At 73.3% G+C, this 23,430-nt stretch carries 19 protein-coding genes; 8 read left to right on the top strand and 11 right to left on the bottom strand.

What is annotated here, in order from left to right; translation table 11 throughout:
- Positions 1–191: 191 nt before the first annotated feature.
- From pruA to QWJ13_RS31690, 3 genes are all read right to left on the bottom strand, one after another.
- Positions 192–1,817: an L-glutamate gamma-semialdehyde dehydrogenase gene (pruA, locus tag QWJ13_RS31700; RefSeq protein ID WP_316529256.1), complete on the bottom strand. Its 1,626-nt coding sequence runs from the start codon at positions 1,815–1,817 to the stop codon at positions 192–194.
- A 148-nt stretch (positions 1,818–1,965) separates the two neighbouring features.
- A complete protein-coding gene (locus QWJ13_RS31695) occupies positions 1,966–2,670 on the bottom strand; it encodes an HAD family hydrolase (protein WP_432277642.1) in 705 nt (234 codons plus the stop codon).
- Positions 2,670–3,179 (bottom strand): DUF6912 family protein, encoded by a 510-nt coding sequence (locus QWJ13_RS31690; RefSeq protein WP_316528910.1) that lies wholly within the window; start codon positions 3,177–3,179, stop codon positions 2,670–2,672. Before QWJ13_RS31690 ends, QWJ13_RS31695 begins: the two co-directional genes overlap by 1 nt.
- 410 nt (positions 3,180–3,589) lie before the next feature.
- Between QWJ13_RS31690 and QWJ13_RS31685 the strand changes: the two genes are divergently transcribed.
- The gene (locus QWJ13_RS31685) at positions 3,590–4,096 is read left to right on the top strand and encodes an Rv3235 family protein (RefSeq protein ID WP_316528909.1); all 507 of its coding nucleotides are present in this window, start codon (positions 3,590–3,592) and stop codon (positions 4,094–4,096) included.
- Between the two features lie 113 nt (positions 4,097–4,209).
- Here the strand turns inward: QWJ13_RS31685 and secA are convergent, their stop codons facing one another.
- Positions 4,210–6,972 (bottom strand): preprotein translocase subunit SecA, encoded by a 2,763-nt coding sequence (gene secA / locus QWJ13_RS31680; protein WP_316528908.1) that lies wholly within the window; start codon positions 6,970–6,972, stop codon positions 4,210–4,212.
- A gap of 315 nt (positions 6,973–7,287) precedes the next feature.
- On the opposite strand from secA, the gene QWJ13_RS31675 reads away from it, so the two are divergent.
- Positions 7,288–8,514 (top strand): winged helix-turn-helix domain-containing protein, encoded by a 1,227-nt coding sequence (locus QWJ13_RS31675; protein WP_316528907.1) that lies wholly within the window; start codon positions 7,288–7,290, stop codon positions 8,512–8,514.
- A gap of 12 nt (positions 8,515–8,526) precedes the next feature.
- Here the strand turns inward: QWJ13_RS31675 and QWJ13_RS31670 are convergent, their stop codons facing one another.
- Both QWJ13_RS31670 and hpf read right to left on the bottom strand, forming a co-directional pair.
- On the bottom strand, positions 8,527–9,279 hold the full coding sequence (locus QWJ13_RS31670; protein WP_432277641.1) for a response regulator: 753 nt from the start codon (positions 9,277–9,279) through the stop codon (positions 8,527–8,529).
- A gap of 203 nt (positions 9,280–9,482) precedes the next feature.
- On the bottom strand, positions 9,483–10,178 hold the full coding sequence (gene hpf / locus QWJ13_RS31665) for a ribosome hibernation-promoting factor, HPF/YfiA family (protein WP_316528905.1): 696 nt from the start codon (positions 10,176–10,178) through the stop codon (positions 9,483–9,485).
- Between the two features lie 370 nt (positions 10,179–10,548).
- On the opposite strand from hpf, the gene QWJ13_RS31660 reads away from it, so the two are divergent.
- Positions 10,549–11,277, top strand: a complete 729-nt coding sequence (locus tag QWJ13_RS31660) for a ComF family protein (RefSeq protein ID WP_316528904.1) — start codon at positions 10,549–10,551, stop codon at positions 11,275–11,277.
- A 102-nt stretch (positions 11,278–11,379) separates the two neighbouring features.
- Here QWJ13_RS31660 and QWJ13_RS31655 read toward each other — a convergent pair whose 3' ends face one another.
- Genes QWJ13_RS31655 through mtrA form a run of 3 tightly spaced genes read right to left on the bottom strand, consistent with a single transcriptional unit; the run spans position 11,380 to position 15,998 of the window.
- The gene (locus QWJ13_RS31655; protein ID WP_316528903.1) at positions 11,380–13,242 is read right to left on the bottom strand and encodes an LpqB family beta-propeller domain-containing protein; all 1,863 of its coding nucleotides are present in this window, start codon (positions 13,240–13,242) and stop codon (positions 11,380–11,382) included.
- Positions 13,217–15,319, bottom strand: coding sequence for an MtrAB system histidine kinase MtrB (gene mtrB / locus QWJ13_RS31650; protein ID WP_432277640.1), 2,103 nt, complete (start codon positions 15,317–15,319; stop codon positions 13,217–13,219). The genes QWJ13_RS31655 and mtrB overlap by 26 nt, the downstream gene beginning before the upstream one ends.
- A 1-nt stretch (position 15,320) precedes the next feature.
- Complete coding sequence (gene mtrA, locus QWJ13_RS31645; RefSeq protein ID WP_030247322.1) at positions 15,321–15,998, bottom strand: MtrAB system response regulator MtrA; 678 nt, start codon at positions 15,996–15,998, stop codon at positions 15,321–15,323.
- Between the two features lie 287 nt (positions 15,999–16,285).
- Between mtrA and QWJ13_RS31640 the strand changes: the two genes are divergently transcribed.
- The 5 genes from QWJ13_RS31640 to QWJ13_RS31620 are packed head-to-tail and all read left to right on the top strand — an operon-like array spanning position 16,286 to position 21,706.
- On the top strand, positions 16,286–17,455 hold the full coding sequence (locus tag QWJ13_RS31640; protein ID WP_316528902.1) for a DUF7847 domain-containing protein: 1,170 nt from the start codon (positions 16,286–16,288) through the stop codon (positions 17,453–17,455).
- Positions 17,456–17,460: 5 nt separating this feature from the next.
- Positions 17,461–18,150 (top strand): DUF4129 domain-containing protein, encoded by a 690-nt coding sequence (locus tag QWJ13_RS31635; protein ID WP_316528901.1) that lies wholly within the window; start codon positions 17,461–17,463, stop codon positions 18,148–18,150.
- Complete coding sequence (locus QWJ13_RS31630) at positions 18,147–19,349, top strand: DUF4350 domain-containing protein (RefSeq protein WP_316528900.1); 1,203 nt, start codon at positions 18,147–18,149, stop codon at positions 19,347–19,349. Before QWJ13_RS31635 ends, QWJ13_RS31630 begins: the two co-directional genes overlap by 4 nt.
- Entirely contained in the window at positions 19,346–20,356 is a 1,011-nt protein-coding gene (locus QWJ13_RS31625; RefSeq protein WP_432277639.1) for an AAA family ATPase, read from the top strand. Before QWJ13_RS31630 ends, QWJ13_RS31625 begins: the two co-directional genes overlap by 4 nt.
- Before the next feature lie 39 nt (positions 20,357–20,395).
- Positions 20,396–21,706 carry a DUF58 domain-containing protein gene (locus QWJ13_RS31620; RefSeq protein WP_316528899.1) on the top strand — a complete coding sequence of 437 codons (1,311 nt, stop codon included), beginning with the start codon at positions 20,396–20,398 and terminating at the stop codon, positions 21,704–21,706.
- A gap of 1 nt (position 21,707) precedes the next feature.
- On the opposite strand, the gene QWJ13_RS31615 is transcribed toward QWJ13_RS31620, so the two are convergent.
- Entirely contained in the window at positions 21,708–22,856 is a 1,149-nt protein-coding gene (locus QWJ13_RS31615; protein WP_316528898.1) for an RNA polymerase sigma factor, read from the bottom strand.
- A 7-nt stretch (positions 22,857–22,863) separates the two neighbouring features.
- The gene (locus QWJ13_RS31610) at positions 22,864–23,271 is read right to left on the bottom strand and encodes a YciI family protein (protein ID WP_316529251.1); all 408 of its coding nucleotides are present in this window, start codon (positions 23,269–23,271) and stop codon (positions 22,864–22,866) included.
- Positions 23,272–23,430 lie beyond the last annotated feature (159 nt).

Genomic DNA, 23,430 nt, shown 5'->3' with positions numbered 1-23,430 from the left:
AAGGGGCTCATGGCGACGCATGAAATGTCCTCCCAGCGGGTAGGACGACACGTTCGCCCTGCAAGCCACCCGACGACGCCAGCCAGCCTAACCGGATCAATCGAAGGTGCACAGGGACAGTGAGGCGCAAAGCCTCAGTAAGTCAGGTCCGTCCTGGACAGCATGTCCAAACCGGAGCCTGATGTTCACTCTCAGCCCAGGTGCGGGTATCCGTGATGGGTCGGCGGGACGAAGGTCTCCTTGATCGACCGGGCCGAGGTCCAGCGCAGCAGGTTCTGGGCGGCGCCGGCCTTGTCGTTGGTGCCGGAGGCCCGGCCGCCGCCGAAGGGCTGCTGGCCGACGACGGCCCCGGTGGGCTTGTCGTTGATGTAGAAGTTCCCGGCGGTGAAGCGCAGCTCCTCGACGGCCTGGGCGATGGCGTAACGATCCTGCGCGACCACCGAGCCGGTCAGGCCGTACGGGGCGCCCTCGTCGACCCGGCGCAGCACGTCGTCCCAGCGGGAGTCCTCGTAGACGTGGACGGCGAGGATCGGGCCGAAGTACTCGGTCCGGAAGATCTCGCCCCGGTGGTCGGAGGAGACCAGGACGGTCGGCCGGACGAACCATCCGATCGCGTCGTCGTACTGACCCCCGGCCGCCAGTTCGATCGTCGGATCGGCCTTCGCCCGGTCGATGGCCTCCCGGTTCTTCTCGAAGGCGCGCCGGTCGATCAGGGCGCCCATGTAGTTGGACAGGTCGGTCACGTCGCCCACCGCGAGCGCGTCCACCTCGGCCAGGAAGTCGTCCTTGATCTTCTGCCAGAGGCTGCGCGGCAGGTAGGCCCGGGAGAGCGCCGAGCACTTCTGGCCCTGGTACTCGAAGGCGCCGCGGATCAGCGCGGTGCGCAGGATCTCCGGGTCGGCCGAGCGGTGCGCCAGCAGGAAGTCCTTGCCGCCGGTCTCCCCGACGATCCTCGGGTACGTCCGGTAGCCGCCGATGTTGGCGCCGATGGTCTGCCACAGGGACTGGAAGGTGGCGGTGGAGCCGGTGAAGTGCAGCCCGGCGAGCGCCGGGTCGGCCAGCGCGACCGGGGAGACCTGGAGGCCGTCGCCGGTCACCAGGTTGATCACCCCCGGCGGCAGCCCGGCCGCCTCCAGCAGTCGCATCAGGTGGTACGCGGCCAGGGTCTGGGTCGGCGCGGGCTTCCAGACCACGGTGTTGCCCATCAGGGCGGGGGCGGTGGGCAGGTTGCCGGCGATCGCGGTGAAGTTGAACGGGGTGACCGCGTAGACGAAACCCTCCAGCGGGCGGTGGTCGGTGCGGTTCCACACACCGGGCGAGGAGATCGGCTGGTCGGCCAGGATCTGCCGGGCGAAGCCGACGTTGAACCGCCAGAAGTCGATCAGCTCGCAGGCGGAGTCGATCTCGGCCTGCTGCACGGTCTTGGACTGGCCGAGCATGGTGGCCGCGTTCAGCGTGTCCCGCCACGGGCCGGACAGCAGGTCGGCGGCCCGCAGGAAGACCGCCGCGCGGTCGTCGAAGGACAGCGAGCGCCACTGCCGCCCGGCGGCCAGCGCCGCGTCCACCGCGGCCCGGGCGTCCTCCCGGGTGGCGTTGCCGAGCACGCCCAGCTTGGCGGCGTGGTGGTGCGGCTGGACCACCTCGATCCGCTCGCCGCCGCCGAAGCGCTGCTCGCCGCCGATGGTCATCGGCAGCGGGACCTGCTCGGCCGCCAGCTCGTCCAGCCGCCGGACCAGACTGTCGCGCTCCGGACTGCCGGGCGCGTACGTCCGCACCGGCTCGTTGACCGGGGTCGGCACCTCGGTGACTGCGTCGATGGGCATGGCGGCTCCGTCCTGGCGGCTGGTCGGCTGTGCCACCAGCCTGACCAGCCGGGGGGCGATCCGCTCGTTCAGACACGCGGACGGCGGACGTGGCGCCCGCCACGTCCGCCGTCTTCCGCCGGTCTTCGTCTGCTGAAACGGTTCAGCCGGTGATCCGGCGGGCCAGCTCGACCGCCTCGGCCAGGCTGTCCACCACCGGGACGCCGATCGGCTCCAGCTTCTCCCGGGTGTGCGAACCGCCGGTGTAGAGCACCGCGCGGGCGCCCGCGTCCAGCGCCGCCAGGGCGTCGTCCGCGGCGTCGCCGATCAGCACCGTCCGGGCGGGGTCGACCTGCTCACCCAGCGCGGCCAGGTGCCGGACCAGCTGCTCCGCCTTCTGCCCACCGGACGGGCCGCTGCGGCCGTCCACCCGCAGGAAGCTGCCGGTCAGCCCGAAGGTGTCGACCAGCGGAACCAGCCGGTCGTGGTCGTACATCGACAGCAGCGACTGGCTGTGCCCGGCCGACTGCCAGCCCGCCAACAGGTCCCGGGCGCCCTCGGTCAGACCGCAGGCCGGACTGAGCTCGCGGTAGACGACGTGGAAGGCGTCGTCGAGCTCCAGCCACTCCTCCTGGGAGGGCATCCGGCCGAGCAGCCGCTCGTAGAAGCGCGGGATCGGGATCTCGTACTGCTCCCGGTACTGCTCCAGGGTCATCGGAGCGACCCCGATGGTCGCGAACGCGGCGTTGCTCGCCCCGAGCACCGCCTCCATGTCGTGGAAGAGGGTGCCGTTCCAGTCCCAAACGATGTGAGTACGCACGGGGGGAAACGGTAACCCGGACGGGCGACACGCCGGTAGGGTCCGCATCACCCGAGCAGGGCGGGGATCTCCTGGGTCGCGTACCAGAGCAGGTCGTGGTCCTCGGCGCCGTCCACGGTGAACTGGGCGTCCTGGTCGCCCGCGTCGGCCGCGGCCACCGCCGCCACCGCCGCCGCGACATCCGTGACCACCTCGTCGTCGGCCACGTCGGCGTGCACCGCGGCCGCCTTGACCAGCCGCACCGGGCCGGCCAGCACCACCCGGCCGAGCGAGGCCTGGTCCTGGTACTCGTCGCCGGGGAACGGCCGCACCGACGCGTCGGCCACGTCCAGCGCCACCACGACCCGGCGGCGCGGGGCGTCCGGGTCCCCGGCCAGCAGCCGCAGCGAGGACTGGGCGGCCCGGTTCAGCGCCGCGTACTCCAGCTCCTCCAGGTCGTCGCTGACGTACCACTCGCGCAGCGCGGGCGTCACCGCGTACGCGGCGGACTGCTCCAGGGCGCCGCCCTCGTGCGCCGCCGCCAGGCCGGTCAGGGTGGTGGGCACGTACACGCGCATCGGTGGCACTCTCCGGTTCGTCCAGCGGGGTTCGTCCAGCGGCACAGCTTCTCCAGCGCCCCCAGAATAAGCGCCGCCGGGCCGCCCGTGATCACCCTCGGTACCGGGAGGCCCGCCCGCCGCCGGGGCGTGCCGGGCCGGTACGGCGCGCGCCGCCGACCGGGCGCCGCCACCCGGTCCGCCCAGCCGGTGCGTCCCCTTTCGGAGCGTACGGCCCGCCCGCGCCCGTCAACCCGGCGCCCGGGAAGAGCCCGTCCGGCCCGTCGCCGCATTGGTCGATTCCCCCGGATAGGTGACGCCGGCGGCCTACCCCGGCCGGGCCGAAACCCCGTTGCCGCCCCGCGCAGGGCGCCCCCAGCCTGGACCCGTCCGTACCCGCACCACCCCTGCCGTCCAGCCGAGGAGCCGCCGTGACCACCCCGTTCAGCGCCGACCTGACCAGCCACCTGACCAGCCGGCTCACCGCCCGCCCGCACCGCCGCCCGGTGCGCGGCACCGGCGGCTGCGACCCGGCCGGACGCCGCCCGCGCCACCCGCGGGCCGCCTGCGCCGCCGTCGGCACCGCCGTCGGGCCCGGGACCGCCCCCGGGCCCGACCCCGGGGCACTGGCCTCCCGGTTCGCCCGCCAGTTGGTCGAGGTGCTCACCGGCGCCCGGCCCTCCGGCCAGCTGATGCGGCACACCAGCCTGGACGGCTACGGGCAGCTCGCCTCACTGGTCCGGGCGGGCGCGCTGCGCCGCGGCGGCCCCACCGCCCGGCCCCGTCTCGGCCCGGTGCACGACCGCTCCCCCTCGCCGGACGCCGTCGAGGCCTGCGTACGGGTCGACCTCGGCCGGCGGCACCACATGGTGGCCTTCCGGCTGGAGCAGCGCGGCCCGGCCGGACAGTGGCAGTGCACCGCCGTGGAGGCCCGATGAGCAGCCCGCTCCGCCCCCGGCGGTACCGAACGGCGCAGGGCGCCGTCCCGGTCCGGGAACGGCGCCCTGCGTGGCGTCCTGCGCGCTTCCCTGCCCGGGGGCAGGCGGCCGGCTCAGGCCTTACGGCGGCGGCCCTTGGCCGACTTGGCGGCCTTGCGGCGCTCGGCGCGAGTCATCCCGTCGCCCTCGTCCTCCGGCGCGAGGTCCTCGAAGTCGCCCTCGATGACACCGCCGCCGATCTCGTCCGAGGGGGCCGTGTAGTGCAGCCGCTGCGGCTTCGGGGCCTCCAGGCCCTTGGCCTTGATCTCCGGGCGGGCGGCGTCCTTCTCCAGCTTGTCGAGCACCACCTGGGCGTCCTCGACCGGGACCTCCTCGACCTGCTGCTCGACCTGGACCTCCAGGTTGAACAGGTAGCCGACGGACTCCTCCTTGATGCCCTCCATCATCGCGGTGAACATGTCGAAGCCCTCGCGCTGGTACTCGACCAGCGGGTCGCGCTGCGCCATGGCCCGCAGGCCGATGCCCTCCTGGAGGTAGTCCATCTCGTAGAGGTGCTCGCGCCAGCGGCGGTCCAGCACCGACAGCACGACCCGGCGCTCCAGCTCACGCATGATCTCCGCGCCGAGCTGGTCCTCACGGGCGCCGTACTGCCCCTGGATGTCCTCCTGGATGGACTTGATCAGGAACTCGGGAGTCATCCCGGCGGTGCCGCCGGCCTCCTCCTCCAGCTCCTCCAGGTCCAGGGTGACCGGGTAGAGCTGCTTGAGCGCCGACCAGAGCTTGTCCAGGTCCCAGTCGTCCTCGAAGCCCTCACCGGTGGCCGCCCGGACGTATGCCTCGACGGTGTCGTCCATGAAGTGGCCGACCTGCTCCTGGAGGTCCTCGCCCTCCAGCACCCGGCGGCGCTCGCCGTAGATGACCTCGCGCTGGCGGTTGAGCACCTCGTCGTACTTGAGGACGTTCTTGCGGATCTCGAAGTTCTGCTGCTCGACCTGGGTCTGCGCGGAGGCGATGGCGCGGGTGACCATCTTCGACTCGATCGGCACGTCCTCGGGCACGTTCGCCATCGAGAGCACGCGCTCGACCATGCCGGCCTTGAACAGGCGCATCAGGTCGTCGCCCAGCGACAGGTAGAAGCGGGACTCGCCCGGGTCGCCCTGACGGCCGGAGCGGCCGCGCAGCTGGTTGTCGATCCGGCGGGACTCGTGCCGCTCGGTGCCGAGGACGTAGAGGCCACCGGCCTCCTTGACCTCGTCCTGCTCGGCCTTCACCGAGGCCTTGGCCTTCTCCAGCGCGGCCGGGAACGCGGCCTCGTACTCCTCCGGGGTGTCCGTCGGGGTCAGCCCGCGCTGCGCCAGCTCGGCGGCGGCCAGGTGGTCGGCGTTGCCGCCCAGCATGATGTCGGTGCCACGGCCGGCCATGTTGGTGGCGACGGTGACGGCGCCCTTGCGACCCGCCTGCGCGACGATCTGCGCCTCGCGCTCGTGGTGCTTGGCGTTCAGCACCTCGTGCGGGATGCCGCGCTTGCGCAGCTCCTGCGACAGGTACTCGGACTTCTCGACCGACACGGTGCCGACCAGCACCGGCTGGCCCTTCTCGTGCTTCTCGGCGATGTCCTCGACCACGGCGGCGAACTTGGCCGGCTCCGACTTGTAGATCAGGTCGGGCTGGTCGATGCGCAGCGGCGTCTTGTTGGTCGGGATCGGCACCACGCCGAGCTTGTAGATCTGGTGGAACTCGGCGGCCTCGGTGGTGCCGGTACCGGTCATGCCCGCGAGCTTGCTGTACAGGCGGAAGAAGTTCTGGAGGGTGATGGTGGCCAGGGTCTGGTTCTCGTTCTGGACCTCCACCCCTTCCTTGGCCTCGATCGCCTGGTGCATGCCCTCGTTGTAGCGACGGCCGGCCAGGATGCGGCCGGTGTGCTCGTCGACGATCATGACCTCGCCGTTCATCACGACGTAGTCCTTGTCCCGCTTGTACAGCTCCTTCGCCTTGATGGCGTTGTTCAGGAAGCCGACCAGCGGGGTGTTCACCGACTCGTAGAGGTTGTCGATGCCCAGGTAGTCCTCGACCCGGGAGACACCCTCCTCCAGGATGCCGACGGTGCGCTTCTTCTCGTCGACCTCGTAGTCGCGGTCGATCTTCAGACGCATCACCAGCTTGGCGAAGTCGGCGTACCACTTGGTCGCCTGGTCCGCCGGGCCGGAGATGATCAGCGGGGTGCGGGCCTCGTCGATCAGGATCGAGTCGACCTCGTCGACGACCGCGAAGTTGTGGCCGCGCTGGACGAGTTCGTCCTGCGACCAGGCCATGTTGTCGCGCAGGTAGTCGAAGCCGAACTCGTTGTTCGTGCCGTACGTGATGTCCATCGCGTACTGACGCTTGCGCTCGGCGGGCGTCATGCTGCCCAGGATCACGCCGACTTCAAGACCGAGGAAGCGGTGCACCCGGCCCATCCACTCCGAGTCGCGCTCGGCGAGGTAGTCGTTGACGGTGATCAGGTGGACGCCCTTGCCGGTCAGGGCGTTCAGGTACGCGGGCAGGGTGCCGACGAGGGTCTTGCCCTCACCGGTGCGCATCTCCGCGACGTACCCGTGGTGCAGCGCGGCGCCGCCCATCAGCTGGACGTCGTAGTGCCGCTGGCCGAGCACGCGCTTGGCGGCCTCGCGGACGGTGGCGAACGCCTCGGGGAGGATGTCGTCCAGGGTCTCGCCGTCGGCGAGCCGCTGCTTGTACTCGTCGGTCAGTGCGCGCAGCTCGGCGTCGGTGAGGTTGACGAAGTCCTCTTCGATGGAGTTGACCTGGGCAGCAATCCGCTGCAACTTGCGAAGGATCTTGCCCTCGCCAGCGCGCAGGATCTTGTCGAAGACGGACACTTGAGCGGGCTCCTTGCCTGTATTGGCACTGGACGACTGCACGGGGGGTCCACCCCACCGCACGGGCCATCGTATGCGAGGAGTCCAACCCCCCGGGAGGTGCGTCAGCACGGTATTCCCGTGTCACCCCCGCGAGCACATGGCCCGATAGCACCGTCCACCGGGGCAAAACGGTCGAGGGGCCGCCGAGTCGGGTGCCCGATCGGACGCCGGAGCCTCCCCTCGCGGCGGGTCGATCCGCCCCTGGCCGGCCCCTCGCCGCCGGGCCCCGCCCGGGCCGCCACGCTGTCGGCGCCCCCGGCTACGCTCCCCGGCATGACCGCCGCTGCCGCCCGACCCGCTGCCACCAGCCCCTCCCCCGTCGCCGTGCTGAGCGCGGACGACGCCCGCCGGATCGCCCTGCGCGCCCAGGGCCTGCTGGGCGCGCCGGACCGCCGCGCCGGGGTGCGCGGGGTGCTGCGGCACCTGGGCGCCGTCCAGCTGGACACCATCTCGGTGCTCGCCCGCTCCCACGAACTGGTGGCGTACGCCCGCCTCGGCGCGGTCGGCCGCCCGGCCGTCGAGTCGGCGTACTGGGGCGGCGGCACGAGCTTCGAGTACTGGTCTCACGCGGCCTGCATCCTGCCGGTCGAGGAGTGGCCGCTGTTCGCCTTCCGGCGCCGCCGCTACCGCGACCGCGGCCACGTCTGGGGCCAGCAGGTCTCGCCCGAGACGTACCGCGCCGTGCTCGACAGGCTGCGCGCCGAGGGGCCGTTGACCTCCACCGAGCTGGGCGGCGCCAAGAAGACGGCCGAGTGGTGGGACTGGTCCGACACCAAGATCGCGGTGGAGCGGGCGCTGGCCTTCGGGGACGTGGTCTGCACCGACCGCCGGAGCTGGAAGCGGGTCTACGCACTGGCCGAACAGGCCGTCCCGGACGCCCTGTTCGGGCAGGATCCGTCGGACGAGGAGTGCGTGCGCACCCTGGTCGCCCAGGCCGGCGCCGCGCTCGGCGTAGCCACCCGGGCCGACTTGCTGGACTACCACCGGCTGCGCGCTGAGCAGTTGGACCCGGTGCTCGCCGACTGCGGGCTCGTCCCGGTCGAGGTGGCAGGCTGGGGCCCGGACGGCGCCCCCGCCCCGGCCTGGGCCGACCCGGCCGCCCTCGCCACCGCCCCGCGCGGGCGCCACCGCACCACGCTGCTCTCCCCGTTCGACTCGCTGGTCTGGGACCGCCCCCGCACCGAGCGGATCTTCGGCATGACGCACCGGCTGGAGGCCTACACCCCCAAGCACAAGCGGGTGCACGGCTACTTCGCGATGCCGCTGCTGGCCGGCGGGCGGCTGGTCGGCCGGGTCGACCCGGCCCGGGAGGGCCGCACCCTGGTCGCCCGGCAGGTCTCGCTGGACGGCGGCCGCGACGGCGGCGCCCGGCACGTCGAGGCGCTGGCGACGGCGCTACGCGAGGCGGCCGCCTGGGTCGGCTGCGAGGAGGTGCGGGTCGGGACGCTGCACGACGAGCGGCTGCGCCCGGCCCTGGAGAAGCTGCTGGCGGAACGGTAAGTCCCGCCCGACTCACCCTATTTCGAGGATTTTCTCCCGCATCGCGTACACCACGGCCTCCATCCTGGAGTGCAGCTGGAGCTTCTCCAGGATGTTGCGCACGTGGTTCTTCACGGTGTTCTCGCTGATGAACAGCTCCTTGGCGATCTCCCGGTTGTTCATCCCGGTCGCCACCAGCTTGAGCACCTCCAACTCCCGGTCGGTGAGCCGGGGTGCGGGCACCAGGTCCCGGTCGTCGGAGCGACGCTGGATCATCGACTTGAACTCGGTGAGCAGCTTGGACGCCATCGAGGGGCTGATCTGCGACTGCCCATCGGCGACCGCGCGGATCGCGGTGGCGACCTCGTCGGTGGAGATCTCCTTGAGCAGGTAGCCGGTGGCCCCCGCCTTGATCGCCTCGTAGAGGTCGGCCTCCTCGTCGCTTATCGTCAACATGATGATCTTGGTGCTGGGCGCCACGTCCTTGATCGCCGTACAGGCCTCGATCCCGCTGCGGCGGGGCATCCGGACGTCCATGAGGATGATGTCGGGCAGCAGGTCGGCGGCCTTCAGCACGGCCTCGGCGCCATCCCCCGCCTCGCCGATGACCTTGATGTCCGGCTCCTCCGCGAGGACGATCTCCAGCCCGCGGCGGAACAGCGCGTGGTCGTCCACCACCAGCACACGGATCGGCTCACCCCGGTGCGGCTCGTACGCGGGCTCCTCGTCCGCCCCCAACGGCAGCCCTGGCCCGGCCCCGGGCCCCAGCCCGAAGTGATCCCCCATCCGCTCCTCCCCCTTCGCGGGTCGTCGTGCGCCAATCATTCCACGCTCCGACACCGCCGCGGTCACCCTCCGATGCCGATTCCTTCGCATCGGGTGACCCTTTTGTCCGGGACACGACGTTGTTCGAACCGCCCCGCCCCCGAACGCCGGTGACCCCGGCGGCCACGGCCGCCGGGGTCACCCCTCCATCGCTGCTCGGACGGTCAGTCCTCGTCGTCGGACCCGTTGATCGCGCCGCCCGCCCCGCTGCCCGGCCCGGCCGCCAGGTCGGTCTGGAGGTGGATGACGCCGTAGTTGTAGCCGTGCCGGCGGTAGACCACGCTCGGCAGGCCGCTGTCCTTCTCCACGAAGAGGTAGAAGTCGTGGCCGACCAGCTCCATCTCGTAGAGCGCCTGGTCCAGCGCCATCGGGGCGGCCGGGTGGGTCTTCTCCCGGACCACCAGCGGGCCTTCGCCCTCCACTTCCAGGGATCCCATCATGGTCTTGCGGACGGCGCCGTTCGTCTCGCCCTCCAGCGCCGACGTCTCCGGCAGCGCGGCCAGGGCCGCGGTCGCCTCGGCGACGCTGATCGGGGTGCGGCCGTTCGCGCCGCCCTTGTGCACCCGACGCCGGTCCGCGGACTTGCGCAGCTGCGCGTCGAGCTTCGCCGAAGCCAGGTCGAGCGCCGCGTACGGGTCCCCGGCGGCGGCTTCGGCCCGGATCACGGGGCCGCGGCTGCGGAGAGTGATCTCCACTCGATCGGAGCGGTCGGCCTGCCGCGGGTTGTGCTCCTTGGACACCTCGACGTCGAGGCTGATGGCCTTGGCGTCGAACTTCTGGACCTTCTCCAGCTTCTCGGCCACGTGCTCGCGGAACCTCTTGGGCACCTCGGTCTTGCGGCCCTTGACGACGATGTCCACGCAGAACTCCGATCCCTCGTGCTGACGCCGATCCGGGTGCTACCGGACCGGGCTGAGACCCAGCTGGACCAGCCCATCCACTGCCGGCCCCCCGCCCCCGCCGCCAGCGGCGGGAAACGACTGGCCCTCACCTCACTTCCTCCCCACCAGGGACGGTTGAAACCCCCTGGGCCTTATCGAACACCTCACACGGGTTTTTCGCCTCCTCAGGCGAAAAGAAGGGTATGACCCGATATTGCGCTCGGGCGGTCAAGCTGGTGCACCCTGTCTACCCTCTCGGGGGTGAAGTATGGGTAAATACCTGGACAACGCCCCCCATACGGCGCACTCTGTGCTGACTCTCCGTGCCTGCCGCCCGCCAGGAGCAGCCGTGCCGCCGTCTCCCTCCCCCGCCCGTCCGCCGTCCGCCCGAGGGCCCCTCGGCCACGCACTGGCCGGGCTGCTGGACGTCCTGCTGCCCGCCGACTGCGCGGGCTGCGGCAGCGCACGCGGCCCGCTCTGCCCGTCCTGCCGGCAGGCGCTGGCCACCACCCGGCCGGCCCCCACCCTGCTGCCCTGGGCGCACGCCGCCGCGCCGTACACCGATCCGGTCCGGCAGTTGCTGCTCGCGCACAAGGAGCGGGGCGCGCTGCGGCTGGCCGGGCCGCTCGGTGAGGCCCTCGGCCGGGCGGTGCGCTCCGCCCTGGGAGCGCAGGCCGGGGCCGCGCCGCTGCTGCTGGTCCCGATGCCCTCGGCACGCTCGGCCGTGCGCGCCCGCGGACACGATCCGACGCTGCGGCTGGCCGGGGCGGCCGCCCGCTCGCTGCGCCGGGCCGGCCTGGACGTACGGGCGGCGCCGCTGCTGCGGCACGCCCGGCCGGTCGCCGACCAGACCGGGCTGAACGCGGCCGAACGGCGCCGCAACCTGCACGGCGCGCTCACCGTGCTGCCGCGCGCCCGAACCGGGCGGACGGGCCTGTCGGGCCGCCACCCGGTGCTGGTGGACGACCTGGTGACCACCGGGGCCAGCCTCGCCGAGGCCGCCCGCGCCCTGGCCGACGCCGGCCTCCCGGCCCGCGCCGGCGCCACCGTCGCGGCCACGGCGCACCAGGCCGGCTGACCCTCGGCCCGTCAGACCGTCAGCGCGTCACCCGTCGCCCCGTCAGCCGCCACCCCCTCAGCCGTCGATCCCTCAGCCGTCGACCCGTCAGCCGTCGACCCGTCAGCCGGGGTAGAAGAACGAGCGGGGCTTGTCGAAGAACTGGGCTTCCCGCCACTGGCTGTTGAGCAGCCGGTAGACCTTGCCGTCCGCCACCGCGAGCACCGGCGGCACCTGGGTCAGCACGTCCCCGCGGGACTCCGAGGCCGAGACGGTCCGCATGCTCTCGCCGATCCCCAGCTGGGTGTCCGAGCTCTGCGAGCCGTCGGTGCTGATGTAGTGCAGCTGCTGGGTCCGGTCCGTCTCCTTGCCGAGCACCAGCAGTTGGTCGGTCTCCGCCCAGGACACCGAGGCGACGTCGGTGAGGGTGGGGGCCGCCCGGCGCAGCCCGGTGATCTTCGCGGTCGGCGCGTCCGGGGTGCCGCCGTGCACCACCAGGCCGAACATCAGCGAGCTGGTGGCCACGCCCGGGGTCTTGACCACCAGGGCGACCCGGGCGCCGTCCGAGGCGATCTTGAGCGAATCCACGGTCTGCCCGGTCAGCCCCTCGACCGGCACGGTGTACGACTTGTTGCCGCGCACCATCACCACCCGCGGGCCCTGCTTGTTGCGGTCCACCACCCAGAGGTTGCCGCGGCCGTCCCAGCTGGGCGAGCCGAAGCCGTCCTCCTTGTCGCCGCCCTTGGCCGAGCTGAGCACCGGCTCGCCCATGGCGGCGGCCGCGCCGTCCTTCAGCGGCACCGAGTAGACCTGGTGGCCGTCCCCGCTGACCGCGGCGGCCCGGCTGCCGTCCCGGCTGACCGCGACGGTGCCGAGCGGCGGCGTGCCGTTCGGCTGCGGCTTGCCGAGGGGGCCGGGGACCGCGTCACCGGTGCGCCCCTCGTCGGTGACGACCATCAGCACACCGTTGTCGGAGCGCTGGTAGTACTGCTGGGCGCGCCCGGCCAGCGAGCCGGGGCCGGTGATCGGCACGTCGGTGCGACTGGCCGTGCAGGCGCCGTGCTGCCCCTTCAGCTCCAGCCGGTCGACCTGGCCCTTGCCCTGGTCGGCGAGGGTGTAGAAGAGCTGGGTCGCCATCCGCCGGCAGGCCATCGGTTCGCCGACGTCCGTCCCGCCGAGCCGCACATGGGCGATCCGGCCGTCGTCGATGGTCACCGGGTCGACGGTGGTGCCGGTCGGGAACGCCGTCCGGACCACCGGCGAGAGCCAGCTGGAGGGGCCGTCGACGAGCGCCCGGGCGGCCGAGGTGAGCGGGTCTATCCGGCGCCGCAGGTAGATCGGGTCGGCGACCAGCACTTCCTGGACGGCCGTGCCGGCGATCACCGCGGACGGGTCCGGTGCGGTGTAGAAGAACCGCTCGACCTGCCGGAAGCTGTTCCGGAAGTTGGTCTCGTTCATGATCACGCCGGGCGGCAGCTTGTCGATCCGCCACTCGCCGTTCTCCCGGACGAAGGTGAAGTCGGAAGAGACGTTGTTGTTCTGCCCGGCGACCAGCTGGTACGAGTGCTTCGCGTCGACGGTGGCGATCAGCTGTCCGGTCACCACCGCGGAGACCTGGGTGTCCGCGGCGGTGACGTCCTGGGCGGGCGGAGGGGTGGTGGTGGAGAGCACCTGGATCCCGGCGTCCGGGTTCCAGGTCTCGGCTGCGCGCTCGGTGAGGTACTTGCGCGCGGTCTCGTACCCCTCGTCGGCGGTCACCGCGTCCAGGAACCCGGTCAGCAGCTCGGACGGCTTGGCACCCCGGCCGGGCGCCACCGGGAAGACCCGGGCCTGGAGGTTCTTGTCGGCCGAGCCCTGGGACAGCTCCACCTTGGTGATGCCGCCGGAGTCGGGCATGGCCGCGCAGCCGCTCGCCACCAGGGTGCCGAGCAGCGCTCCGAACGCCGCGAGAAGCCGCAGCTCAGTCCTGTTGCTCGTCCTTCGCACGCTGCGACCCCTCCGCGTCCGTCGTCCCACCCGTCGCGTCCGGCTCCGCCGTCCGCTGTGCCACCGACGGCCGTCCTGGCGTCGGGTCCACCATGACCTGGGCACCGGTGGCTCCGTAGCCGGCCGCCGTCCGCACGTCCGAGGGGTCCGCTCGCGGCCCCTCCGGCAGTCGGCGCTGGCCCAGTCCGGGGCCGATGTTCAGTACCCCGCCGAGCCCGCTGCCCAGGCCGCTGCCCGCGGCGGCCTCCGGGGTCTCGGCCTGCTCCTCGACGGCGGTCATCGCCGTCGAGCCGGCCGGGCTGATCGCCCGCCGGTAGGGCGTGCCCTGGGCGCCCAGTCCCCGGTTGTTGCGGGAGTCCTCCGGCTCCAGCCGGAACGGCGCCCGGGTGATCTCGCCGCCGCGGGTACGCGGCAGGGTGAGCCGGAAGTGCGATCCGCCACCGGGCTCGCCCCAGGCCTGGAGCCAGCCGCCGTGCAGGTGGGCGTCCTCGACCGCGATGGACAGCCCGAGGCCGGTGCCGCCGGTGGTCCGCACCCGGGACGGGTCGGCCCGCCAGAAGCGGTGGAACACCCGGGAGGCCTCGCCGGGTTTGAGGCCGATGCCGTAGTCGCGCACGCCGACGGCGACCGCGCCGTCCGCGGAGCCCAGCCGGACCACCACGTCGCGGCCCTCGCCGTGCTCCAGCGCGTTGACCACCAGGTTGCGCAGGATGCGCTCGATCCGGCGGGAGTCCACCTCGGCCAGCACCGGCTCGCCGTCGCCGCGGATCACCACGGCGCTGCCCTTGGCCTCGGCGAGCGGTTCGGCGGCCTCCACCACCCGGCCGACGATCTCCCGCAGGTCGACCGGCTCGGCGTCCAGGATCGCGGCGCCGGCGTCGAAGCGGCTGATCTCCAGCAGGTCGGCGAGCAGCGACTCGAAGCGGTCCAGCTGGCCCTGGAGCAGTTCGGCCGAGCGGGCCGCCATCGGGTCCAGGTCCTCGCGGCTGTCGTAGATGAGGTCGGCGGCCATCCGGACCGTGGTCAGCGGGGTGCGCAGCTCGTGCGAGACGTCCGAGACGAACCGGCGCTGCACCCGGGACAGCTCCTCCAGCTGGCGGATCTGCGCCTGGAGGGCGTTGGCCATCCGGTTGAAGGACTCCCCGAGGCGGGCGATGTCGTCCGTCCCGGTGATCTTCATCCGCTCTTCCAGGTGCCCGTCGGCGAGCCGCTCGGAGATCCCGGCGGCCATCCGCACCGGGGTGACCACCTGGCGCACCACGACCCAGGCGATGCCGCCCATGAGGATCACCACGAACACGCCGGCGGTCGCCAGGGTGCCGGTGATCAGGTTGAGGGTGTCGGTCTCCTGGCCGAAGGCGAACACGTAGAACAGCTGGTACGGCGTCCCGGCCGGGCCCGTGAACTGCATGCCGAGGGCCAGCCCCGGCTCGGACTTGACGCTGCTGTCGGGCGAGCGGTGGATCCTGGTCGGCTGGGCGAACATCTGGCTGGGCTCGGCGGCCACCTTGGCCCGCAGGGTGTCCGGGATGCTGATCGGCTGGATGTCGCCCGAGTAGCGCGGCGCGAAGCCGGCGGTGTCCGGGGCGACGGTGCCGGTACCGGGGGCCATCGCGATCACCGAGTAGACGGTCTGCCCGCTCCCGGTCAGGTCGTTGACCTGCCGCAGCAGCCAGGTGCCGGTCTCGTCGACGGTCGGGTCGCCGGCGCCCCGCAGCTTCTGGTCCCGGGCCTCGTCGATCTTCTTCTGCTCGACCTGGAATCCGATCCGGGCCTGGGTGCGGGCGGCGTCCATCTTGGTCCCGAGCAGCCCGTTGCGCACCTGCGCCACCACGACCACGCCCAGCACCAGCACGACCGCGATCGACGCCAGCAGGGAGACCGCGACCACCCGCAGCTGGATCGACTGGCGGTACAGCGCGGCCACCCGGTGCACGGGACGGCGCAGCTGACGCCCCACCAGCCCGACCACGCCCGAGGCGCGCCGACGGCGGGTGGTCGAGCTCAGCACGTCGCCGCGCACCGAATCGGCCCCGTCGGTCGCGGAACCCGACGAGGTGTCTGCCCGCTCCGTCACGTCAGCTGGGTCCGGCCTTGTAGCCGACGCCGCGGACGGTCACCACGATCTCGGGGCGCTCCGGGTCCTTCTCGATCTTCGAACGCAGGCGCTGCACGTGGACGTTGACCAGGCGGGTGTCCGCCGCGTGGCGGTAGCCCCAGACCTGCTCCAGCAGCACCTCGCGGGTGAACACCTGCCAGGGCTTGCGGGCCAGCGCGACCAGCAGGTCGAACTCCAGCGGGGTCAGCGGGATGCCCCGGCCGTCCCGCTTCACCGAGTGGCCGGCCACGTCGATCACCAGGTCGCCGATGGTCAGCTGCTCGGGGGTGGGCTCCTCGGCGCGGCGCAGCCGGGCACGCACCCGGGCCACCAGCTCCTTGGGCTTGAACGGCTTGGTGACGTAGTCGTCGGCGCCGGACTCCAGACCCACGACGACGTCGACCGTGTCGGTCTTCGCCGTCAGCATCACGATCGGGATGCCGGACTCCGCCCGGATCTGCCGGCAGACGTCGATGCCGTCCCGACCGGGCAGCATCAGGTCGAGCAGGACCAAGTCGGGCTTGGTCTCCCTGAACGCGGCTAGCGCCCTGTCCCCATCCGCGACGAAAAACGGCTCAAAACCCTCACCACGCAGCACGATGCCGAGCATCTCGGCCAGTGCGGAGTCGTCATCAACGACGAGGACGCGTCCCTTCATGGGTCCATCTTCTCATTACCGGATTGTGACCTGCCGCACAGCAGTGCCAATGCTCCAGAACGGCCAACTCCCTTGCCGGTGCATTCCGGCCATACCGGGCGAATGCCCCCCGCCGGAGCGTCCCCGGACCCCTCGCGGAGCACCACCCCGTCCACCGCGGAGGACCGTTGCCGATCAGCAACCGGATCGCCGTGGGGCCGGTTTCCGGCCCCATGGCACGATGGGCGCTGCGCGCGGGCGGAAGATCCGTCCGCAGTCGCGCCCCTGACGCCCTCCGAGGAGCAGTGATGACCGACACTCCGGGCTGGGCCTCGCCCAGCTCGTCCGAGCCGCCCCGCGACGACGCCCGGCCCCCGGCCGACGCGACCGCCGCCGCGCCCGGGCCGTCGGCACCGCAGTCCGCCCCCGGACCGGCCGGCGCCCCCCGGCAGCAACAGTGGGGGCAGCAGTGGGGCCAGCAGCCGCCCGGCGGCCACCGCCCGTACGGCTGGGGCGCCCCGCAGAGCCCCAAGCCCGGGGTCATCCCGCTGCGACCGCTGAGCATCGGCGAACTGCTGGACGGCGGCGTCACCACCGTCCGCAAGCACTGGCGCACCGTGCTCGCGCTCTCGCTCGGCTTCGCCGTGGTCGCCCAGGCCGGCAGCGTCCTGGTCGACCTGCTGATCACCGGCAAGACCGGCAAGGCCACCCCGACCCTGCGGCTGCTGGCCGGCCTGCCGCTGGAGCTGCTGCTCAACGTGGTCGTCACCGCCCTGCTCACCATCGTGGTCAGCCGCGCCGTCCTCGGCCGGTCCGCGACCGCCAAGGAGGCCTGGCGCGACGCCCGGCCCCGGATGGTGCAGCTGCTCGGGCTGACCCTGCTGACCGCCCTGCTCGGCCCCGGCGTGATGGCCCTCGGCTTCACTCCGCTGTTCGGCTACTCCGCCGGCGGCACGGGCTCCCCCGCGATCACCGGACTGCTGTTCCTGGTCGGCCTGCTGAGCATGCCGGTCGCCGCCTGGCTGTGGATCCGCTTCAGCCTCGCCGCCCCCGCCCTGATGCTGGAGAAGCAGGGCGTCCTGACGGCGCTGTCGCGCTCGCGGCGCCTGGTCCGCGGTGCCTGGTGGCGGGTCCTCTGGATCACCGTGCTGACCCACGTGCTGGCGTTCGTCGTCGTGATGGTCATCGCCGTCCCGTTCCAGATCCTCGGCCTGGTCCTGGGCTTCGAGAACCTCGACGGCCAGGGCCTGCCCTCCACCGACCCGGGCACCGCCATGGTGCTCCTGATGGCCGTCGCCGGGATCATCGCCGGCACCTTCACCACCCCGTTCATCGCCGCCGTCGGCGTGCTGCTCTACATCGACCAGCGGATCCGCCGCGAGGCCCTGGACATCGAGCTCGCCCGCGCGGCCGGCCTGCCCGAGCAGGACGGCGCCGCCTGGGGCGAGCAGAGCGCCCCGACCCCGGCGAGGCGCTGAGCCGGATGCCTAACTGGGGGGACAGGCTCCTCGTCGCGGGCGGCGCCCCGGTCACCGTCCCACGTGACCCGGCCCGCGACGCCGCCCGCGACGAGCTGCTCAACGCGGAGTACCACAAACACGACCCGTCCGTCCTGCAACGGATCACGGACTGGATCTCCGAGCACATCTCCGGCGCGCTCAACAGCATCTCCGGCGACGGCACCACCGGCACCACCGGACTGATCCTCTTCCTGGTCGTCGCCGTGCTGATCGCCGCCGCGCTCTGGTGGCGGCTCGGCGCACCCGGCCGCGCGGCCCGCACCGTCCAGGACGTGTACGGCGCCGAAGGCCCGCGCGGCGCCGACCAGTACCGGGCGGACGCCGCCGCCCACGCCGCCGCCGGGCGCTGGACCGAGGCCGTCCGCGAACAGATGCGCGCCCTGGTCCGGAGCCTGGAGGAGCGCACCCTGCTCGACACCCGCCCCGGCCGCACCGCCGACGAGGCTGCCGCCGAAGCCGGCCGGGCGCTGCCCGAGCACGCCGCCGCGCTGGCCGCGGCCGCCCGGACCTTCGACGACATCGCCTACGGCGAGCGCACCGCCGACCAGGCCGCGTACCGGCTGCTGCACGAGCTCGACCGGACGCTGGAGCGCACCCGCCCCGTCCTCGCGCCCGACCCGGCCCCGGTGCCGGCCCCAGGAGGAGCGGCATGACCGTACCGCCGCCCGCCGCCGAGGCACCCCCCAGGACCAGCCTCGCCCCCACCCCGCGCACCCTGTGGCACCGGGCCCGCTGGTACCTGGCCGTCCTCGCCGCCCTGCTGATCGGCGCCGGCTCCGTGGCCGCCCTCGGCCAGGACCACCGCTACCCGCCACTGGACCCGCGGTCGTACGACCGCGACGGCGCCCACGCCGTCGTCGCCCTGCTCGAACGCCAGGGCCTCAAGGCCGAGTCCACCACCGACCCGACCGCCACCCCGGCCGGCCCGGACACCCTCGTGCTGCCCGAACCCGACCTGCTCAGCCCCGCCCAGCTGCGCGCCGTCGCCGCCGCCCGGCACCACCGGCTGGTGCTGGTGGCCCCCGGCCCGGCCGCGCTCTCCGCGCTCGCCCCCGGCATCCGGCAGGCGGACGACACGGGCGGGCTGCCGTACGCCTCCGTCCGCTCCACCCCCGCCGAGTGCGCCCTCCCCGAGGCCGTCCGGGCCGGCAGCGCCCAGCAGGGCGGCATGCTCTACACCAGCGGCAGCCGCGGCCAGGGCTGCTACCCCCGCAGCCACGGCTACCCGCTGGTCAGCCTCCCGACCGGCGACGGCCGTGACGTCATCGTGCTCGGCAGCGGCTCCTTCCTGAGCAACGGCGATCTGACCGAGGACGGCGACGCCGCCCTCGCCCTCGGCCTGCTCGGCTCGCAGCCCCGCCTCACCTGGCACCTGCCCGACTACTCCGTCCCGCTCCCCGAGAGCGCCCGCACCAAGTCCTTCGGCGACTACCTCCCGAGCGGCTGGCACTGGGCCGGCTACCAGCTCGCCGTCGCCGCCGTGCTCGCCGCCCTGTGGCGCGGGCGCCGACTCGGCCCGGTGATCAGCGAGAACCTGCCCGTGGTGGTCCGCGCCGCCGAGACCACCGAGGGCCGCGCCCGCCTGTACCGGCGGGCCAAGGCCCGCGGCCGCGCCGCCGAAGCCCTGCGCACCGCCGCCGCCCACCGCCTCGCCCCCGCCCTGGGCGTCCCGCTCCGGGCCGGCGCACCCGACCCCGACGGGCTCTGCACCGCCGTGGCCGACCGGCTGCCCGAACGGCCCGCCGGGGACGTCCGGGCCCTGCTGTACGGCCCGCCCCCGACCGACGACGCCGCGCTGCTGCGGCTCGCCGACGACCTCGACGCCCTCGAAAGGCAGGTACGGAACCCGTGACCGACCAGGCAACCGCCCAGCTCCGCCCCGTCCCCGGCCCGGCACCCGCCACCCCCGCCACCGACCCGCGCACCGCGCTGACCGCCCTGCGCGCCGAAATCGGCAAGGCCGTCGTCGGCCAGGACGCCGCCGTCACCGGCCTGGTCGTGGCACTGCTCTGCGGCGGCCACGTCCTGCTGGAAGGCGTCCCCGGCGTCGCCAAGACCCTCCTGGTGCGCACCCTGTCCACCGCGCTCAGCCTGGAGACCAAGCGCATCCAGTTCACCCCCGACCTGATGCCCGGCGACGTCACCGGCTCGCTCGTCTACGACGCCCGCACCGCCGAGTTCTCCTTCCAGCCCGGCCCGGTCTTCACCAACCTGCTGCTCGCCGACGAGATCAACCGCACCCCGCCGAAGACCCAGGCCGCCCTGCTGGAGGCCATGGAGGAGGGCCAGGTCACGGTCGACGGCGAACCCCGCGCGCTGCCCGTCCCGTTCCTGGTCGCCGCGACCCAGAACCCGGTCGAGTACGAGGGCACCTACCCGCTGCCCGAGGCCCAGCTGGACCGCTTCCTGCTCAAGCTGATCCTGCCGCTGCCCGACCGCGACCAGGAGTTCCAGGTGCTCTCCCGGCACGCCGCCGGTTTCGACCCGCGCGACCTCGGCGCGGCCGGCGTCCGCCCGGTCGCCGGGCCCGAGCACCTGGCCGCCGCCCGCGCGCAGATCGCCAAGCTGACCGTTTCCCCCGAGGTCCTCGCCTACATCGTCGACCTCTGCCGGGCCACCCGGCAGTCCCCGTCGCTGTCCATCGGCGTCTCCCCGCGCGGCGCCACCGCCCTGCTCGCCGCCTCCCGCGCCTGGGCCTGGCTGGCCGGCCGCGACTACGTCACCCCGGACGACGTCAAGGCGCTCGCCCTGCCCACCCTGCGGCACCGCGTCGCACTGCGCGCCGAGGCCGAGATGGAGGGCGTCACCGCCGACTCCGTCATCCAGGCCGTCCTCGCCCAGACGCCCGCCCCCCGCTGACTCCCACCGCACCCGTTCCGTTCCGAAGGAGCGCCCCGCATGGCCCTGACCGGGCGAACCGCCCTGCTCGCCGCGCTCGGCGCGCTCGTCGTGGGCCTGCTGCTGCCGTCCCGGACCGGGATCGGCCTGGTCACCGGTGCGGTGCTGATCGCCGTCGCCGTCGACCTGGTGCTCGCCGCCCCGGTCCGCGGCCTGCGGATCGTCCGGGGCGGTGACACCACCGTCCGGCTCGGCGAGAGCGCCACGGTCGAACTGACCGTCACCAACCCGTCCGGCCGCCCGCTCCGCGGCCTGCTCCGCGACGCCTGGGCCCCCTCCGCCTGGCGCCCCGGCACCGCCGAGGCCGCCTCCCGGCACACCCTGGCCCTGCCCGGCGGCGAACGGCGCCGGATCACCACCGTGCTCACCCCCACCCGCCGCGGCGACCACCACGCCCACCGGGTGACCGTCCGCTCGCTCGGCCCGCTCGGCCTGGCCGGCCGCCAGGGCTCGCACCTCGTCCCCTGGACGGTCCGCGCGCTGCCCCCGTTCGCCAGCCGCAAGCACCTGCCCTCCCGGCTCGCCCGGCTGCGCGAACTCGACGGCCGCACCTCGGTGCTGACCCGCGGCCAGGGCACCGAGTTCGACTCCCTGCGCGAGTACCTGCCCGGCGACGACGTCCGCTCCATCGACTGGCGCGCCAGCGCCCGCCGCAGCACCGTCGCCGTCCGCACCTGGCGCCCCGAACGCGACCGGCACATCCTCGTCGTCCTCGACACCGGCCGCACCTCGGCCGGCCGGGTCGGCGACGCCCCCCGCCTGGACGCCGCCCTGGACGCCGCCCTGCTGCTCACCGCCCTCGCCACCCGGGCCGGCGACCGGGTCGACCTGCTCGCCCACGACAGCCGCAAGCGCGTCGCGGTGGCCGGCAGCTCGGCCCACGAGGTGCTGCCCGCCTTCACCAACGCGATGGCCGGCCTGGAACCCGCGCTCCACGAGACCGACATGCGCTCGCTGGTCTCCACCGCACTCAAGATGGCGCCGCACCGCTCGCTGATCGTCCTGCTCACCGGCCTCGACGCGGCGCCCGTCGAGGACGGCCTGCGCCCGCTGCTGCCGCTGCTCACCAAGCGCCACGAGGTCGTCCTCGCTTCCGTCGCCGACCCCCGGCTGGACGTCCTGGCGGCCGGACGCGGCACCCTGGAGGCCGTCTACGGCGCCGCCGCCGCGGAACAGACCCGCGCCGACCGCCGCGCCACCGCCGAACTCCTCACCCGACACGGCGTCACCGTCCTGGACGCCCCGCCCACCCGGATCGCCCCGGCCCTCGCCGACACCTACCTCGCCCTGAAGGCCGCCGGCCGACTCTGAGTCACCGCCTCCTCAACCCCGCGTTGATCCGGGACGCCTGACGGGTCAGATGGTCGCGCTCGGCCAGGTTGGGGGCCTTCAGCGCCGCCTCCGCGTACAGCCGGGCCGCCGTCGCCGCGTCCCCCGCCCGCTCATGGAGGTACGCCGCCGCTGCCGCGTACCGGGGCAGGGTGTCGTCCAGCTCCGCGAGCGCCGCCAGCCCGGCGCGCGGACCGTCGGCCTCGCCGACCGCCACCGCGCGGTTGAGCCGGACGACGGGGCTTCCGGTCAGCCGGACCAACTCGTCGTACCACTCGACGATCTGCACCCAGTCCGTCTCCTCGGCGGTGAGCGCGTCGGCGTGCAGGGCCGCGATGGCGGCCTGCGCCTGGAACTCGCCCAGCCGGTCCCGGACCAGCGCCGCCTGGAGGATCGCGATGCCCTCCGCGACCAATCCGGTGTCCCACCGACCACGGTCCTGCTCGGCCAGCGGCACCAGACTCCCGTCGGCCGCGGTCCGACCGGCCCGCCGGGCGTGGTGCAGCAGCATCAGGGCCAACAGCCCCGCCACCTCGGGGTGGTCGATCACCGCCGCCAGCTGCCGGGTGAGCCGGATGGCCTCGGCCGCGAGGTCGACATCGCCGGAGTAGCCCTCGTTGAAGACCAGGTAGAGGACCCGGAGCACGGTGGCCACGTCCCCGGGCTGGTCGAACCGGACGGCGGACACGGTGCGCTTGGCCCGGCTGATCCGCTGGGCCATCGTCGCCTCGGGCACCAGATACGCCCTGGCGATCTGCCGGGTGGTCAGCCCGCCCACGGCCCGCAGGGTCAGCGCGACCGCCGACGAGGGCGTCAACGACGGGTGGGCGCACAGGAAGTAGAGCCGCAGCGTGTCGTCCACGGCGGCGGCCGGCCCCGGCTCGGGCTCCTGCTCGACCAACTCCTCCCGCCGGCGACGAGCGGCGTCCGATCTGGTCGCGTCCAGGAACTTCCGCCAAGCCACGGTGACCAGCCAGCCCTTGGGATCGCGCGGCCGCTCGGCGGGCCACCGCCGGACCGCCTCGACCAGCGCCTCCTGCACGGCGTCCTCGGCCGCCGCGAAATCCGCTCCGCGGCGAACGAGGACACCCAGCACGCTCGGCGTGAGGCTCCTCAACAAGGCCTCGTCCATCGAGAGGTCACTCCGTGACGGTCGGCGGCATGGCGAGGAAGGGCCGCAGCTCCAACCACTCGTGAATCGGCTTCCCACCGGCCCCGGGGGCGGCCGACAGCTCTCCGGCCAGTTCGAGGGCCCGCTCGTAGCTGTCGACGTCGATCACCATCCAGCCGGCGATCAGGTCCTTGGTCTCGGCGAACGGCCCGTCGGTGACCGGCGGCCGCCCCTCACCGTCGTACCGGACCCACGTCCCCTCGGGCGCGAGCGCCTGGGCGTCGACGAACTCGCCGGTCGTCTCCAACCGGGTCGCGAAGTCCCTCATGTACGTGATGTGCGCCGAGACCTCCTCCGGCGTCCACTGGTCCATGGGCGTGCACTCGGCCGCGGCCGGGGCGCCTCGGTAGTGCTTCAGCAGCAGGTACTTGGCCATCGTCTTCTCCTCGGAGCTGGTGCGGCCCATTGTGGCCGCGTTCACCCCGGGGACGGTGCTGGGCACGGGTTCTCGACATCGCCGGCCAAGATTCTTTGGAGCGAAAGTTCCCGGAAATGCGAAGAACCCCCATCCGGGATCCGGATGGGGGTTCTTCAG

Origin of the sequence: Kitasatospora brasiliensis (assembly GCF_032654805.1) — a bacterium.
Taxonomy (GTDB): domain Bacteria; phylum Actinomycetota; class Actinomycetes; order Streptomycetales; family Streptomycetaceae; genus Kitasatospora; species Kitasatospora brasiliensis.
The sequence above is the reverse complement of the archived record's forward strand: the minus strand, read 5'-3'. Positions and strand labels throughout refer to the sequence as shown.